This window comes from Microbacterium sp. UNCCL10 (assembly GCF_000746195.1).
GTDB lineage: Bacteria > Actinomycetota > Actinomycetes > Actinomycetales > Microbacteriaceae > Microbacterium > Microbacterium saccharophilum.
The window spans coordinates 45,326-60,458 of record NZ_JQKT01000009.1 but is presented as its reverse complement, the minus strand read 5'-3'; the positions used below and the strand labels follow the sequence as shown (position 1 = coordinate 60,458).

Sequence of the window (15,133 nt, the reverse complement as noted above, 5' to 3'; positions counted from 1 at the left end):
AGACGAGGACGACGAATGACCATCACGCAGGAGCAGGCGACCTGGTTCGCGCAGACCTTCGGCCAGCTGGCCGACAACGTCGAGCGCGCCGTGCTCGGCAAGCGTCATGTCGTGGAGCTGATCCTGACCGCGATGCTCAGCGAGGGGCACGTGCTGCTGGAGGACGTCCCGGGCACCGGCAAGACCTCGCTGGCCCGCGCCGTCGCGCAGTCCGTCCAGGGCACCACGACCCGCATCCAGTTCACGCCCGACCTGCTGCCGGGCGACATCACCGGCATCACGGTGTACGACCAGAAGACCGGCGCCTTCGACTTCCACGCCGGGCCCGTGTTCGCGAACATCGTGCTCGCCGACGAGATCAACCGGGCGAGCCCCAAGACCCAGGCGGCGCTGCTGGAGGTCATGGAGGAGTCGCGGGTCACGATCGACGGCGTGACCCGCGCGGTGGGGCGTCCCTTCCTCGTGCTCGCGACGCAGAACCCCATCGAACAGGCGGGCACGTACCGGCTTCCCGAGGCCCAGCTCGACCGCTTCCTCATGCGCACGTCGCTCGGCTACCCGGACCACGCCGCGACGGTGCGGATCCTCGACCGCGCGGCCGTCGCGACCGACGACCTCCCGCCCGTCGTCACGCCCGCCGCGCTGGTGGGGATGACGGAGCTCGCGGCGGACGTCTATGCCGACGCGCTGGTCCTGGATTACATCGCCCGGCTCGTGGAGGCGACGCGCTCCGCCGACGAGGTGCGCCTGGGTGTCAGCATCCGGGGGGCGCTCGCCCTCACCCGCGCGGCCCGCGCGAGCGCCGCCGCGCGGGGACGCACCTACGCGACCCCCGACGACGTCAAGCGCCTCGCCGTCGCCGTGCTGTCGCACCGCCTGATCCTGCATCCCGAAGCCGAGTTCGACGGGGTCACGCAGGAGGCCGTCATCGGCCAGGTGCTCCTCGACGTCCCACCCCCGACCCGCCGAGACATACCGTGACGAGCCTCGATCAGCGCGGGACCGACAGCCGGGTGACCCGCACGCTCACCTCGACGGGGTCGGGGGAGCGCACCGAGGTGACCACCCCGCGCTCCCGCGCGCTCGTCGGCCTCGCCGTGTGGGCGACCGGGCTGTGGCGGATGCTGCGGCGCGCGGCGCGCCTGACCGCTGCCGCGGCGGGGCGCACGGTGCGGCCCGCGGGGGCGCTCGTCCTCCTGGCCGCGACCGTCGGGCTGACCGCGGGCCTCGCGCTGGGCTGGGTCGAGTGGATCGCCGCGGGCGTCGTCGCGCTCGTGCTGCTCGCGATGACGGTCCCGTTCCTCTTCGGCGCCCGCGCGTACGACATCGACCTGGCGCTCGCGCACGAGCGCGTCGTCGCCGGGACCGGCGTCGCCGCCCACGTGGTCGTCCGCAACGCGGGGTCCCGTGTCGCGCTGCCGGGACGCATCGACGTGCCCGTGGACGCCGGGCTGGTCGAGTTCGGGGTGCCGATGCTGCGTCCCGGGCAGGAGATCGTGCACGCGTTCGACATCCCGCCGCAGCCGCGGGGGATCGTGCCGGTGGGTCCCGCGACGACGGTGCGCTCCGACCCCATCGGCCTGCTCCGCCGGGAGCGCGCGTTCGAGGACCGGCACGACCTGTACGTGCATCCGCGGACCGTCGCGCTGCCGTCCACGAGCGCCGGGCTCATCCGCGACCTCGACGGCAGCCCGACGCGGCGGCTCGTGGATGCCGACATGAGCTTCCACGCGATCCGCGAGTATGCGCCCGGCGACGCCCGTCGGCAGATCCACTGGAAGTCCACCGCCAAGACCGGCCGGCTCATGGTGCGGCAGTACGAGGAATCCCGCCGCTCCCGCATGGCCGTCGTCCTCGGGCTCGCCGAAGCGGAGTACGCGTCCGCGGACGAGTTCGAGCTCGCCGTCAGCTGCGCCGCGTCCCTGTCCGTCCGCGCCGTGCAGGACGCGCGAGACCTCGACATCGTCGTCGGTGCCGAGATCCCGCGCGTCGTGCGCGGCCGCCTGCGCGCCATCCGGCATATCCCGTCTGGGGCGCCCCGGCCGCTCCTGGACGGGTTCAGCGGCGTGGCGCGCCTCGCCAACACGATGGCCCTCGAGGACGTCTGCCGGCTGACGGCCGAGGCGAACGAGCGGCTCTCCATCGCGGTGATCGTCACGGGATCGACAGGCGGCCCCGCGCGGCTGCGCCGCGCCGCGCTCGCGTTCCCCGCCGACACGGCGCTGCTCGTCGTGGTGTGCGACGAGCAGGCGCATCCGCGCTCCCAGGTCTTCGGCCCGTTCACGGCCATCACGGTGGGCACCCTCGACGACCTCGCGGGCCTCCTCCTCCGATCGGCGACGTCGTGAGCGGCCCGCGCCACGCCGCAGCGCCCGAGGAATGGCGCGGCCGCTACGTCGCCGGCACCGCATACGTCATCGTCATGATCCTTCTGGCGGCCGTGGCGGCCTGGCCGATCTACCGCGCCCCGGCGTTCGTCCTCGTCGTCGGCACCGGGTCGCTGCTGGGTGCCGCGCTCGCCGTGCTCATCGCCCGTCGCGGCTGGAGCGGCTGGGCGACCGCGGGCCTGCTGGCCCTCACGCTGCTGATCGTCGGCGTCCCGCTCGCCGTCCCGGGGCGCACCGGCAGTTCCGGAGAGCTGCTGCGCGGCCTGGGGGAGCTGGCCGCGGGGGTCGTCGTCGGGTGGAAGGACCTGCTGACGGTCCCTCTGCCGGTCGGCTCGTACCGGAACCTTCTCGTACCCGCGCTCGTGGTCTTCCTCTGCGGCACCTGCGTCGCGCTGCAGCTGGCGTGGCAGCACCGTCGCATCGCCTACGCGGCCGTCCCCATGGCCCTCGCGATGACCGGGTTCGGGCTGATCTTCGGCCGCCGGTCCGTCAGCGGACCGTGGGACTTCGGACCCCTCACGATCGCCGCACCCGCCGAGACGATCGTCGGCGTCGCGGCGCTGCTCGCGAGCGTCCTGTGGCTCGCCTGGCGCGGCCGGCACGAGCGGCAGGACGCGCTGCAGCGTGCGGCGCATGCCGGCGGCGGGCGGCTCCGCCGCCGCTCGCGCGCGGACGCCCGGCGCGCGGCGCTCGGCGTCGGGATGGTCGCGGTGGCCGCGCTCGGCGTCGCCCTCGTCGTCCCCGGGGCGGCGCAGTCCGCCGACCGGCACGTCCTCCGCGACGCCGTCGGCCCGGAGGTCGAGCTGTCGCGGGCGCTCAGCCCGCTCGCCGCGTACCGCACGCTCTTCACCGACGACGCGATCGACGACGTCGTCTTCACCGTCACCGGCCCCGCCCTCCCCGATCGGATCCGGCTGGCGACCCTGGACACCTACGACGGCGCCGTGTTCCGCACCGGCTCGTCGGGCGCCGGGGGCCGCTTCGCGCGCGTCCCGGCCATGCGCGACCCCGGTCCCGGCGATGCCGTCGACGCCGTCGTGGAGGCCGGCTCGCTGACCGGGATCTGGATGCCGACGATCGGGGCGCTCGCCTCGGCGCGGTTCGACGCCCCCCGCGCCGCGACGCTGGCGGACGGCTTCTACTACAGCGCCGAGCTCGGGGCGGCCGTGCAGACGGCGGGATGGCGGGAGGGCGACAGCTACCGCCTCCGCGGGACCGAGGTCCCGGCGACGACCCTCGCCGAGGCCGCCGCGCCGGGCGGCGTGACATCCCAGGTCGAGGCGCCCACGAGCCTGCGCCGCTGGGTCGACGAGCACGCCGCCGGCACGGGCGGGGCGGCGCTGCAGGCGCTCGTCGACCTGCTGCGCACCCGCGGCTACCTCAGCCACGCCCTGACCGACGAGACCGACACCGCGTGGATGGGGCGCCTGGACGGCTACCGGTTCGTGCCCTCCACCTCGGGCCACTCGCTCGGACGCGTCGACGACATGTTCGAGGCGCTGCTGGAGCGCGAGAACGAGGTCGACGGCGGCCTCGTGGCGGCGATCGGCGACGACGAGCAGTTCTCCGTCGCGGTGGCGCTGATCGCCCAGGAGCTCGGCTTCCCCGCTCGGATCGTGTACGGCGCGCGGCTGACCGCCGAACCCGGGCTCCCCGTCTGCACGGACGGCGTCTGCCGCTCGGGCGACCTCGCCGCGTGGGTGGAGGTGCGCTCGTCGGCGGGGGAGTGGATCGCCGTCGACGTGACGCCCCAGCACACTCAGCCGCCGTCGCTGCAGGTCGCCGAGCAGCGCGACCCGCGCGTCGCGACGGAGGTCCGCCCCGACGTCGTCGAGGAGGTCGTGCCGCCGCGCCCCGGCCAGGACGACACCACCCGCGCCGACCGCGGCGACCCGGCCCTCGACCTCACCTGGCTGTGGGCGACCCTGCGCGGGCTGGGCGTGGGGGTCAGCGTCCTCACGATCCTCGTCGGGCCGCTGCTGCTCATCGTCGCCGCGAAGGCGCTGCGCCGCCGCGGCCGCCGCCGCGCGGAGGATCCCGTCGCCCGCGTCGCGGGCGGCTGGGAGGAGTACGTGGATGCCGCCGCCGACGCCGGCCGCGCGACCCCCGGGCACCTCACCCGGACGGAGGCCGCAGGGGTTCTCGCGACGCCCTCCGGGACCGTCCTCGCCGAAGCCGCCGACCAGGCCGTCTTCTCGCCGGTGGGGATCACCCCCGCCGAAGCCGACGAGTTCTGGCGCATCGTCGAGACCGAGCGCCGCGGGATGGCGACCGGTCTCTGGCGCCGCTGGCTCGCCGCCGTATCGTTGAGATCGTTCGCCCGCCTCGGCGGGACCCGCGCCCAGACAACCGAGAGGGGGAGCCGTCGGCCCGCAGGCCGCCGGACCGAACCATGATCAGCCCGCTCCTGGATGACTCGCTGACGCCCCTCCTGGGCCTCCTCTCGCTCGCGATCGGCGTCGCCCTGTACGTGTGGACCGCGCTGGCGCTGGCCGCGATGTTCCGGAAGATGGGCGAGGAGCCGTGGAAGGGCTGGGTGCCCCTCCTGAACCAGGCGACCGTCCTGCGCTGGGGCGGTCTGAACCCCTGGCTCGTCCTGCTCGTGTTCCTGCCGCTCGTCGGTCCGCTCGCCCTGTGGGTGCTGCAGACCGTCGCGGCGCACCGCCTCAACCCGGGCTTCGGCTACGGCACGGAGATGACGGTGCTCGCCGCCGTGCTGTTCGTCGTCTGGGCCAGCATCCTCGGGTTCGGGCCGTCCCGCTGGCTCGGCGCGCGCGCCGCCGCCTCCGCGGCCCCGCCGGCGGGGTCGCGGGCCGTCCCGCCCGTCCCGTCCGTCGCCGACCCGGCGACCGCACCCGGAGCGCCCGCTGCCGCCTTCGCGCCCGCGGGCGACGCGGAGGAGCCCGCCCAGGCGTGGCGCCCGCCGACCGCGCCCATCGCCATCGTGCCCGGCCCCATCGCGCCCACCCCCATCGTGCCCGGCCCCAACGCGCCCGCCCCCATCGCGCCCGGCGCCGACGACGCCGCCGCCGCGGAGCGCCGCACGCCCCCCGCACCCGTGGCCGCGGCGCGCGACGACACGTCGTGGCCGTCCGAGGTCGACGAGGTCTCCGCGGTGCACCCGTCCCCGTTCCCGCCGAGCGCGGCCTCCGCCCGCCCGTACACCCCGCCGCCAGTGTCCCCCGCCGCGGGCCCCATCACCTTCGTGCCGGGCCGGAAATCCGCCGTCCCGAGCATCCACGGCGACGCGCCCGTGACCCGCGTGCCCGCGACCGATCCCGCGGCGCCGCCGCCCGCATGGGCGCCCGCGCGCTCGGCGGAGTACGACCCGGACGCCTTCCCGGAGATGTCCGGCGAGGTCTCCGCCGTCGTGGGCTCCCCGGCCGCGGGGACCCCGCTGTCCGCCCGGCGGTCGGTGTCCGCGCAGCAGCGCCCGCCCGAGCCGGAAGGCGAGGATGACGACGACGACGCCGAGCAGACCGTCATCGCGCGCCGCCGCCGGCCGACCTGGAAGCTGACCGCCGCCGGGCGCACCGTCGCGCTCGTCGCGGATGTCGTGATCCTCGGTCGCCAGCCGGCGCCCGACCCGGCGTTTCCGCGGGCGCAGCTCGTCGTCGTGGACGACCGCACCCGCACCGTCTCGAAGACCCACGCGCGACTCGAGCTGAAGGGCGACGGGTGGCACGTGACCGACCTGCATTCGACCAACGGGGTCCTGATCCCGACGCTCATGGGCACCGAGGAGGAGATCGGCCCGGGCTCGCCGGTCCCCGCCGGCGATCGGTTCCGCCTCGGCGACGCGCAGGTCACGCTCGCGCGCGCGGACCGCTGACCCCGCCCTCGTTTGACCGCCTCCCGCGGGGAGCGTATGATTGACCGGGTGTGCGCTCACGCGCGCCCTGCGTCGCGCCTCGGCCCCGAGCCGAGTCGCCAGGCAGGGAGACCGAGGCGCCGCATCTCAGGGAATGATCTGCGAACAGATCACCCCCACGGCATATCCACCACGAAAGCACGGCGCGTTCGCGCTGCGCCGGTGGATCTGTGGTGAAACCACGACGCTGTCACCGTGCAGCATTCACAAGGAGAGAACGTGCCAACCATTCAGCAGTTGGTTCGCAAGGGCCGTTCGCCGAAGGTCTCGAAGACCAAGGCGCCGGCACTGAAGTCGAACCCGCAGCAGGCCGGGGTCTGCACCCGCGTCTACACGACCACGCCCAAGAAGCCGAACTCGGCCATGCGCAAGGTCGCCCGTGTCAAGCTCCGCAACGGCACCGAGGTCACCGCCTACATCCCCGGCGAGGGCCACAACCTGCAGGAGCACTCGCTCGTGCTCGTCCGCGGCGGCCGTGTCAAGGACCTCCCGGGTGTGCGATACAAGATCGTCCGCGGCGCCCTGGACACCCAGGCCGTCAAGAACCGTAAGCAGGCTCGCAGCCGCTACGGCGCGAAGAAGGGTTAAGGAACATGCCTCGTAAGGGACCCGCACCTCGCCGCGTCGTCGTCAACGACCCGGTCTACGGCGCTCCGATCGTCACCCAGCTGGTGAACAAGATCCTCGTCGACGGCAAGAAGTCGATCGCCGAGGCCATCGTCTACGGCGCCCTCACCGGCGTCGAGGCCAAGAACGGCCAGGACGCCGTCGCGACGCTCAAGAAGGCGCTCGACAACGTCCGCCCCACCCTCGAGGTCAAGAGCCGCCGCGTCGGCGGCTCGACCTACCAGGTTCCGGTCGAGGTCAAGCCGCACCGCGCGAACACGCTCGCGCTGCGCTGGCTCGTCTCCTACGCGAAGGGCCGTCGCGAGAAGACGATGACCGAGCGTCTGCAGAACGAGATCCTCGACGCCTCGAACGGCCTGGGTGCCGCGGTCAAGCGCCGCGAGGACACCCACAAGATGGCCGAGTCGAACCGCGCCTTCGCGCACTACCGCTGGTAAACCGGCGAATCGGCGACCGGCCGGCGCACCCCGCCGGCCGGTCGCCCCGCGACATCCGTCACTACACGTAAGGACACCCCGTGGCACAAGAAGTGCTCACCGACCTCAAGAAGGTCCGCAACATCGGCATCATGGCTCACATCGATGCCGGCAAGACGACGACGACCGAGCGCATCCTGTTCTACACGGGCGTCAACCACAAGATCGGTGAGACGCACGACGGCGCCGCGACCACCGACTGGATGGAGCAGGAGCAGGAGCGCGGCATCACCATCACGTCCGCCGCTGTGACGTGCTTCTGGGACAAGAACCAGATCAACATCATCGACACCCCCGGTCACGTCGACTTCACCGTCGAGGTCGAGCGCTCGCTGCGCGTCCTCGACGGCGCCGTCGCCGTCTTCGACGGCAAGGAGGGCGTCGAGCCCCAGTCCGAGACCGTGTGGCGTCAGGCCGACAAGTACGACGTCCCCCGCATCTGCTTCGTCAACAAGATGGACAAGCTCGGCGCGGACTTCTACTTCACCGTCGACACCATCATCAACCGCCTGAAGGCCAAGCCCCTCGTGCTCCAGCTGCCCATTGGCTCGGAGAGCGACTTCGTCGGCGTCGTCGACCTCGTCGAGATGCGCGCCCTGGTCTGGCCCGGCGACTCCAAGGGTGATGTCACCATGGGCGCCAAGTACGAGGTCCAGGAGATCCCCGCCGACCTCGTCGACAAGGCCGCCGAGTACCGCGAGATGCTGCTCGAGACCGTCGCCGAGTCCGACGAGGTGCTCCTCGAGAAGCACTTCAGCGGCGAGGGCCTGACGGTCGCCGAGGTCAAGGGCGCGATCCGCAAGCTCACCGTCGCCGGCGAGCTGTACCCCGTGCTGTGCGGCTCGGCGTTCAAGAACCGCGGCGTGCAGCCGATGCTCGACGCGGTCGTGGACTACCTGCCGTCGCCGCTGGACGTCCCCGCCATCGAGGCGAAGGACCCCAAGAACGAAGAGATCATCATCGAGCGGCACGCCGACCGCGACGAGCCGTTCGCGGCGCTCGCGTTCAAGATCGTGACGCACCCCTTCTTCGGCCGCCTCACCTACATCCGCGTCTACTCGGGTCACCTCGACTCCGGTGCGCAGATCGTCAACGCGACGAAGGGCAAGAAGGAGCGCATCGGGAAGATCTTCCAGATGCACGCCAACAAGGAGATGCCCGTCGACTCGGTCACCGCCGGCCACATCTACGCCGTCATCGGCCTGAAGGACACGACCACCGGTGACACCCTCTCCGACGCGGCCAACCAGGTCGTCCTCGAGTCGATGACGTTCCCGGAGCCGGTCATCGAAGTCGCCATCGAGCCCAAGACCAAGGCCGACCAGGAGAAGCTGGGTCTCGCGATCCAGAAGCTCGCGGAGGAGGACCCGACGTTCCGCGTCGAGCAGAACTCCGACACCGGTCAGACCGTCATCAAGGGCATGGGCGAGCTGCACCTCGACATCCTCGTGGACCGCATGAAGCGCGAGTTCAAGGTCGAGGCCAACGTCGGCAAGCCGCAGGTGGCGTACCGCGAGACGATCAAGAAGACCGTCGAGCGTCACGACTACACGCACAAGAAGCAGACCGGTGGTTCGGGTCAGTTCGCGAAGATCCAGTTCGCCCTCGAGCCCCTCGAGGTCACGGCCGACAAGATCTACGAGTTCGAGAACAAGGTCACCGGTGGCCGCATCCCGCGCGAGTACATCGCGCCGGTGGACCAGGGCTTCCAGGACGCCATGAACGTCGGCGTGCTCGCCGGCTACCCCATGGTGGGCGTGAAGGCCATCCTCATGGACGGTGCGTCGCACGACGTCGACTCCTCCGAGATGGCGTTCAAGATCGCCGGCTCGATGGGCTTCAAGGAGGCCGTCCGCAAGGCGAACCCGGTCATCCTCGAGCCGCTCATGTCCGTCGAGGTGCGCACGCCCGAGGAGTACATGGGCGACGTCATCGGCGACCTGAACTCCCGTCGCGGCCAGATCCAGTCGATGGAGGACGCCCAGGGCGTCAAGGTCGTCCGGGCACTGGTGCCGCTGTCCGAGATGTTCGGCTACATCGGCGACCTGCGTTCCAAGACCTCCGGCCGTGCCGTGTACTCCATGGAGTTCGACAGCTACGCCGAGGTCCCGCGCAACGTCATGGACGAGATCGTCCAGAAGACCAAGGGCGAGTAACCCTCCCCTTCGGATGCCGGGGGCTCCGGCTCTCGGCATCCGCCCAAACTGAATACTGAACTGTCAACTACACTGACTACATCCCCGTAGAGCACCGGTCGCAATCCAGCGACCGGATCCTCTACACGACCGTCCTGAGGAGGACCTAGTGGCTAAGGCCAAGTTCGAGCGGACCAAGCCGCACGTGAACATCGGAACGATCGGTCACGTCGACCACGGCAAGACGACGCTCACCGCGGCGATCTCGAAGGTGCTCGCTGACAAGTTCCCGTCCGCGACCAACGTGCAGCGTGACTTCGCGTCGATCGACTCGGCTCCCGAGGAGCGTCAGCGCGGCATCACGATCAACATCTCGCACGTCGAGTACGAGACCCCGAAGCGTCACTACGCGCACGTCGATGCGCCCGGTCACGCTGACTACATCAAGAACATGATCACCGGTGCGGCCCAGATGGACGGCGCGATCCTCGTGGTCGCCGCCACCGACGGCCCCATGGCGCAGACGCGTGAGCACGTGCTGCTCGCCAAGCAGGTCGGCGTGCCGTACCTCATGGTCGCGCTGAACAAGGCCGACATGGTCGACGACGAGGAGATCCTGGAGCTCGTCGAGCTCGAGGTCCGCGAGCTGCTGTCCAGCCAGGGCTTCCCCGGCGACGACGCTCCGGTCGTCCGCGTCTCGGGCCTGAAGGCTCTCGAGGGCGACGAGCAGTGGACCCAGTCCATCCTCGACCTGATGGACGCCGCTGACGAGTCCATCCCCGACCCGGTGCGTGACAAGGACAAGCCGTTCCTCATGCCCATCGAGGACGTCTTCACCATCACCGGCCGTGGCACGGTCGTCACGGGTCGCGCCGAGCGCGGCACGCTCGCGATCAACTCCGAGGTCGAGATCGTCGGCATCCGCCCGACGCAGAAGACCACGGTCACGGGTATCGAGATGTTCCACAAGCAGCTCGACGAGGCCTGGGCCGGCGAGAACTGCGGTCTTCTCCTCCGTGGTCTGAAGCGCGACGATGTCGAGCGCGGCCAGGTCGTCGTGAAGCCGGGCTCCGTCACGCCCCACACCAACTTCGAGGGCACGGCGTACATCCTGTCCAAGGAGGAGGGTGGCCGTCACAACCCCTTCTACACGAACTACCGTCCGCAGTTCTACTTCCGGACCACCGACGTCACCGGCGTCATCACGCTGCCCGAGGGCACCGAGATGGTCATGCCCGGTGACACCACCGACATGACGGTCGAGCTGATCCAGCCGATCGCCATGGAGGATGGCCTCGGCTTCGCGATCCGTGAGGGTGGCCGCACCGTCGGCGCCGGCACGGTCACGAAGATCCTGAAGTAAGTCTTCCGACACCTCACGAAGCCCCCCGGGTCCGCCCGGGGGGCTTCGTGCTGTCCGGGGGGATGCCGTCGGCCGGGAGCGCGCCTTCTGGTCTTGCCGGGCGCCGGGCGTTCGGGCCAGACTGTCGGCAGCGGCCGGCACCGTCCGGTACCGTCCAGCACCACCCCACCGAAAGGGACAGATATGGGCATCGACGATCTGGTCAACCAGGGCAAGGACTTCCTGGAGCAGAACAAGGACAAGATCGAGGAGACGCTGAACTCGGACCAGGCCGAGGACGTCAGCGACAAGGTCCTCGACGCGGCCGCCGAGTTCGTCAAGAGCGTCGCGCCGGATTCGGTCGACGCGAAGGTCGACGAGGTGCGCGACGGGATCGACGCGAAGATCGGCAACGAGTAGCCCGGAGTGAGCAAGGGGGATGCCGGCCGGCATCCCCCTTTTTCCATCCCCCGCGGGAAAACCCTTGACGGCGCGCCCCTCGTCCTTCTAGCGTCGCCTGTGGCGGTTCTCGTCCGATCCGGGGGGTGAGGGCGGGCCGCCGATGGGCTTGGGAGCTCATCCGTCGTCGTCGGGACTTGGGGCCGGCGACAGTTGGGGGCAGGTGGGGGATGGGCGCTGCACGCGTCGCTGGGGTAACGCTGTTGCGCGCCCGCCGCGTCGACTCGTCGTCGACGCACCTCGCCGACCCCCGCGGATGTGTCTTCGGAGGCCGCGGGGCTCTGCCTCGCACCTCGTGAGCGGGGCGGGCGTCCCCCAAGGCCCGTCCCGCTCACACCCTTCGGCCCGGATCGGCGGGAGACACGCCGAACGCGACACGCCCGAGTTTGCGACACGCCCGGGCGACACGTAGACTAGGGAAGTTCCACATTCTGATGCCGCTTCGGTGTGCGTCGGATCACTGCCAGGGCAGTGCATAGGCGGCGCATGAGCGCAGGGTCCTAGGCCGCGGGCAGTCAGAACACCAATCCAACACCCCACCCGGAGACGGGATCGCCTGTGTGCGTCCGGGGGAGCGGATACCGCAGGGTGACCTGCGGATTGACATCAGAACAGCGGTGCAGCATCCATCGCCACCGCGATGGGAAGTGCCCGGCGCGCAAGCGCCCCGTGCGTCCGATGCCCCAGAGGTATGACGCGAGAAAGAGAGTGAGCAGACAATGGCGGGACAGAAGATCCGCATTCGCCTGAAGTCGTATGACCACGAGGTCATCGACACGTCGGCGCGCAAAATCGTCGACACCGTGACCCGTGCGGGCGCGACGGTTGTGGGCCCCGTGCCCCTTCCGACCGAGAAGAACGTCGTGTGCGTCATCCGGTCGCCCCACAAGTACAAGGACAGCCGCGAGCACTTCGAGATGCGCACCCACAAGCGCCTCATCGACATCATCGACCCGACGCCCAAGGCCGTCGACTCGCTGATGCGACTCGACCTCCCGGCAGACGTCAACATCGAGATCAAGCTCTGAGGTCGACATGGCTGATATCAACTCCAAGGTTTCCAAGGGCCTGCTGGGCACGAAGCTCGGCATGACCCAGGTCTGGGACGAGAACGGCAAGCTCGTTCCCGTCACCGTCATCGAGGTCGCCCCGAACGTGGTCACCCAGGTTCGCACGCCCGAGAAGGACGGCTACAACGCGGTTCAGATCGCCTACGGGCAGATCGACCCCCGCAAGGTGAACAAGCCGCTCACGGCCCACTTCGAGGCCGCCGGCGTGACCCCGCGTCGCCACCTCACTGAGATCCGCACGGCGGACGCTGCTGACTACTCACTCGGTCAGGAGCTCACCGCTGACGGCGTCTTCGAGGCCGGCCAGCGTGTCGACGTCGTCGGCACCAGCAAGGGCAAGGGCACCGCGGGTGTCATGAAGCGTCACAACTTCAAGGGCGTCTCCGCTTCGCACGGTGCGCACCGCAACCACCGCAAGCCCGGCTCGATCGGCGCATCGTCGACCCCGAGCCGCGTCTTCAAGGGCATGCGCATGGCCGGCCGTATGGGTGGCGAGCGCGTGACCGTCCTCAACCTCACAGTGCACGCCATCGACGCCGAGAAGGGTCTGCTGCTCGTCAAGGGCGCCGTCCCCGGTGCGCGTGGCCGCATCGTCTACGTCCGCAACGCAGTGAAGGGTGCCTGATCATGGCTGACTCGACTCTCGCGCTCGACGTCCACAGCGCCGACGGCAAGAAGGCCGGTTCGGTCGAGCTTCCCGCCGCGCTGTTCGACGTCAAGACGAACATCCCCCTCATCCACCAGGTCGTCGTCGCGCAGCTCGCGGCGGCTCGCCAGGGCACCCACTCGACCAAGCGTCGCGGTGAGGTCTCCGGCGCCGGCCGCAAGCCCTTCAAGCAGAAGGGCACCGGTAACGCCCGTCAGGGCTCGATCCGCGCGCCGCACATGACCGGTGGTGGCATCGTGCACGGCCCCAAGCCGCGCAACTACTCGCAGCGCACCCCCAAGAAGATGATCGCCGCCGCCCTGCTGGGCGCGCTCAGCGACCGTGCTCGCGGTGGCCGTCTGCACATCATCGACTCGTTCGGCATCGAGGGTGCCCCGTCGACGAAGGCCGCTGTGACGGTCCTCTCGGCGCTCGCCCCGACGAAGAACGTGCTGGTCGTCATCAACCGCGACGACGAGCTCGCCACGAAGAGCGTGCGCAACCTCGCGTACGTGCACGTGCTGACGTTCGACCAGCTCAACGCCTACGACGTGCTCGTCTCCGACGACATCGTCTTCACCAAGGCCGCTTTCGACGCGTTCGTCGCTGCGAAGGCCGGCGTCACCGAGGAGGTCTCGGCATGAGCACCGCGAACATCGCAGTGAACAAGGACCCGCGCGACATCATCCTGAAGCCGGTCGTCTCGGAGAAGAGCTACTCGCTCATCGACGAGGGCAAGTACACGTTCCTCGTGGACAACCGCGCGACCAAGACCGAGATCAAGCTCGCCATCGAGAAGATCTTCGGCGTCAAGGTGGCTTCGGTGAACACGCTCAACCGCGTCGGCAAGGCCCGCCGCACCCGCTTCGGCATGGGCAAGCGCAAGGACACCAAGCGCGCCATCGTCACGCTGAAGTCGGGCACCATCGACATCTTCACGGCAGTCGGCTGACGGTCGGGATAGAGGACAGAAAATGGCTATTCGCAAGTACAAGCCCACGACCCCGGGTCGTCGCGGTTCGTCGGTCGCCGACTTCACCGAGATCACGCGGTCGACGCCCGAGAAGTCGCTGCTGCGTCCGCTGTCGAAGACCGGCGGTCGCAACAACCAGGGTCGCATCACGACCCGTCACATCGGTGGTGGCCACAAGCGCCAGTACCGCGTGATCGACTTCCGTCGCAACGACAAGGACGGCGTCAACGCCAAGGTCGCGCACATCGAGTACGACCCCAACCGCACCGCGCGCATCGCGCTCCTGCACTACTTCGACGGCGAGAAGCGCTACATCCTCGCGCCGAACAAGCTGTCGCAGGGCGATGTCGTCGAGTCGGGTCCGTCCGCGGACATCAAGCCGGGAAACAACCTCCCGCTGAAGAACATCCCGACCGGTACCGTCATCCACGCGATCGAGCTCCGTCCCGGCGGCGGCGCGAAGATCGCCCGCTCGGCCGGCGTCTCCGTGCGCCTGGTCGCGAAGGACGGCCCGTACGCCCAGCTGCGTCTCCCCTCGGGCGAGATCCGCAACGTCGACGCGCGCTGCCGTGCGACGATCGGCGAGGTCGGCAACGCCGAGCAGTCGAACATCAACTGGGGCAAGGCCGGCCGCATGCGCTGGAAGGGCGTCCGCCCGACCGTGCGTGGTGTCGCCATGAACCCGGTCGACCACCCGCACGGTGGTGGTGAGGGCAAGACGTCCGGTGGTCGTCACCCCGTCACTCCTTGGGGCCAGGCTGAGGGTCGCACCCGCCACGCCAACAAGGAAAGCGACAAGTACATCGTCCGTCGTCGCAACGCCGGCAAGAAGCGCAAGTAGGAGTAGAGGAAGATGCCTCGCAGCCTTAAGAAGGGCCCCTTCGTCGACGAGCACCTGCTTCGCAAGGTGGTCGTGCAGAACGAAGCCGGTACCAAGAACGTCATCAAGACCTGGTCGCGCCGCTCGATGATCATCCCGGCGATGCTGGGTCACACGATCGCCGTGCACGACGGACGCAAGCACATCCCCGTGTTCGTGTCCGAGACCATGGTCGGTCACAAACTGGGCGAGTTCGCGCCCACCCGCACCTTCCGCGGCCACGAGAAGGACGACAAGAAGGGGCGCCGCCGCTAACGCGGGGCGTTC

The 15,133-nt window shown here is 70.1% G+C and carries 15 protein-coding genes; all 15 read left to right on the top strand.

Annotation, left to right across the window (positions count from 1 at the left end; translation table 11 throughout):
* Positions 1 to 15 precede the first annotated feature (15 nt).
* Positions 16 to 981, top strand: coding sequence for an AAA family ATPase (locus BR85_RS10770; RefSeq protein ID WP_028496540.1), 966 nt, complete (start codon positions 16 to 18; stop codon positions 979 to 981).
* Positions 978 to 2,348 (top strand): DUF58 domain-containing protein, encoded by a 1,371-nt coding sequence (locus BR85_RS10765; protein WP_028496539.1) that lies wholly within the window; start codon positions 978 to 980, stop codon positions 2,346 to 2,348. The genes BR85_RS10770 and BR85_RS10765 overlap by 4 nt, the downstream gene beginning before the upstream one ends.
* Complete coding sequence (locus BR85_RS10760; protein WP_092896989.1) at positions 2,345 to 4,783, top strand: transglutaminase domain-containing protein; 2,439 nt, start codon at positions 2,345 to 2,347, stop codon at positions 4,781 to 4,783. The genes BR85_RS10765 and BR85_RS10760 overlap by 4 nt, the downstream gene beginning before the upstream one ends.
* Entirely contained in the window at positions 4,780 to 6,219 is a 1,440-nt protein-coding gene (locus BR85_RS10755; RefSeq protein ID WP_028496537.1) for a DUF5684 domain-containing protein, read from the top strand. Before BR85_RS10760 ends, BR85_RS10755 begins: the two co-directional genes overlap by 4 nt.
* Before the next feature lie 258 nt (positions 6,220 to 6,477).
* Positions 6,478 to 6,846, top strand: coding sequence for a 30S ribosomal protein S12 (rpsL, locus tag BR85_RS10750; protein ID WP_013584051.1), 369 nt, complete (start codon positions 6,478 to 6,480; stop codon positions 6,844 to 6,846).
* Positions 6,847 to 6,851: 5 nt separating this feature from the next.
* Positions 6,852 to 7,322 carry a 30S ribosomal protein S7 gene (rpsG, locus tag BR85_RS10745; protein WP_028496536.1) on the top strand — a complete coding sequence of 157 codons (471 nt, stop codon included), beginning with the start codon at positions 6,852 to 6,854 and terminating at the stop codon, positions 7,320 to 7,322.
* An 80-nt stretch (positions 7,323 to 7,402) separates the two neighbouring features.
* Entirely contained in the window at positions 7,403 to 9,517 is a 2,115-nt protein-coding gene (fusA, locus tag BR85_RS10740; protein WP_028496535.1) for an elongation factor G, read from the top strand.
* Between the two features lie 148 nt (positions 9,518 to 9,665).
* Positions 9,666 to 10,859 carry an elongation factor Tu gene (gene tuf / locus BR85_RS10735; RefSeq protein WP_028496534.1) on the top strand — a complete coding sequence of 398 codons (1,194 nt, stop codon included), beginning with the start codon at positions 9,666 to 9,668 and terminating at the stop codon, positions 10,857 to 10,859.
* A 183-nt stretch (positions 10,860 to 11,042) separates the two neighbouring features.
* Positions 11,043 to 11,258 (top strand): Rv0909 family putative TA system antitoxin, encoded by a 216-nt coding sequence (locus BR85_RS10730; RefSeq protein WP_028496533.1) that lies wholly within the window; start codon positions 11,043 to 11,045, stop codon positions 11,256 to 11,258.
* Between the two features lie 758 nt (positions 11,259 to 12,016).
* Positions 12,017 to 12,325 (top strand): 30S ribosomal protein S10, encoded by a 309-nt coding sequence (gene rpsJ / locus BR85_RS10725; protein ID WP_005050520.1) that lies wholly within the window; start codon positions 12,017 to 12,019, stop codon positions 12,323 to 12,325.
* A gap of 7 nt (positions 12,326 to 12,332) precedes the next feature.
* Positions 12,333 to 12,992 (top strand): 50S ribosomal protein L3, encoded by a 660-nt coding sequence (gene rplC / locus BR85_RS10720; RefSeq protein ID WP_028496532.1) that lies wholly within the window; start codon positions 12,333 to 12,335, stop codon positions 12,990 to 12,992.
* A 2-nt stretch (positions 12,993 to 12,994) separates the two neighbouring features.
* Entirely contained in the window at positions 12,995 to 13,657 is a 663-nt protein-coding gene (gene rplD, locus BR85_RS10715) for a 50S ribosomal protein L4 (protein ID WP_028496531.1), read from the top strand.
* Positions 13,654 to 13,965, top strand: coding sequence for a 50S ribosomal protein L23 (gene rplW / locus BR85_RS10710; protein ID WP_036272814.1), 312 nt, complete (start codon positions 13,654 to 13,656; stop codon positions 13,963 to 13,965). Before rplD ends, rplW begins: the two co-directional genes overlap by 4 nt.
* A gap of 22 nt (positions 13,966 to 13,987) precedes the next feature.
* Positions 13,988 to 14,827 carry a 50S ribosomal protein L2 gene (gene rplB / locus BR85_RS10705; RefSeq protein ID WP_028496529.1) on the top strand — a complete coding sequence of 280 codons (840 nt, stop codon included), beginning with the start codon at positions 13,988 to 13,990 and terminating at the stop codon, positions 14,825 to 14,827.
* A 12-nt stretch (positions 14,828 to 14,839) separates the two neighbouring features.
* Positions 14,840 to 15,121 (top strand): 30S ribosomal protein S19, encoded by a 282-nt coding sequence (gene rpsS, locus BR85_RS10700; RefSeq protein ID WP_017201589.1) that lies wholly within the window; start codon positions 14,840 to 14,842, stop codon positions 15,119 to 15,121.
* The last annotated feature ends 12 nt before the right edge of the window (positions 15,122 to 15,133 follow it).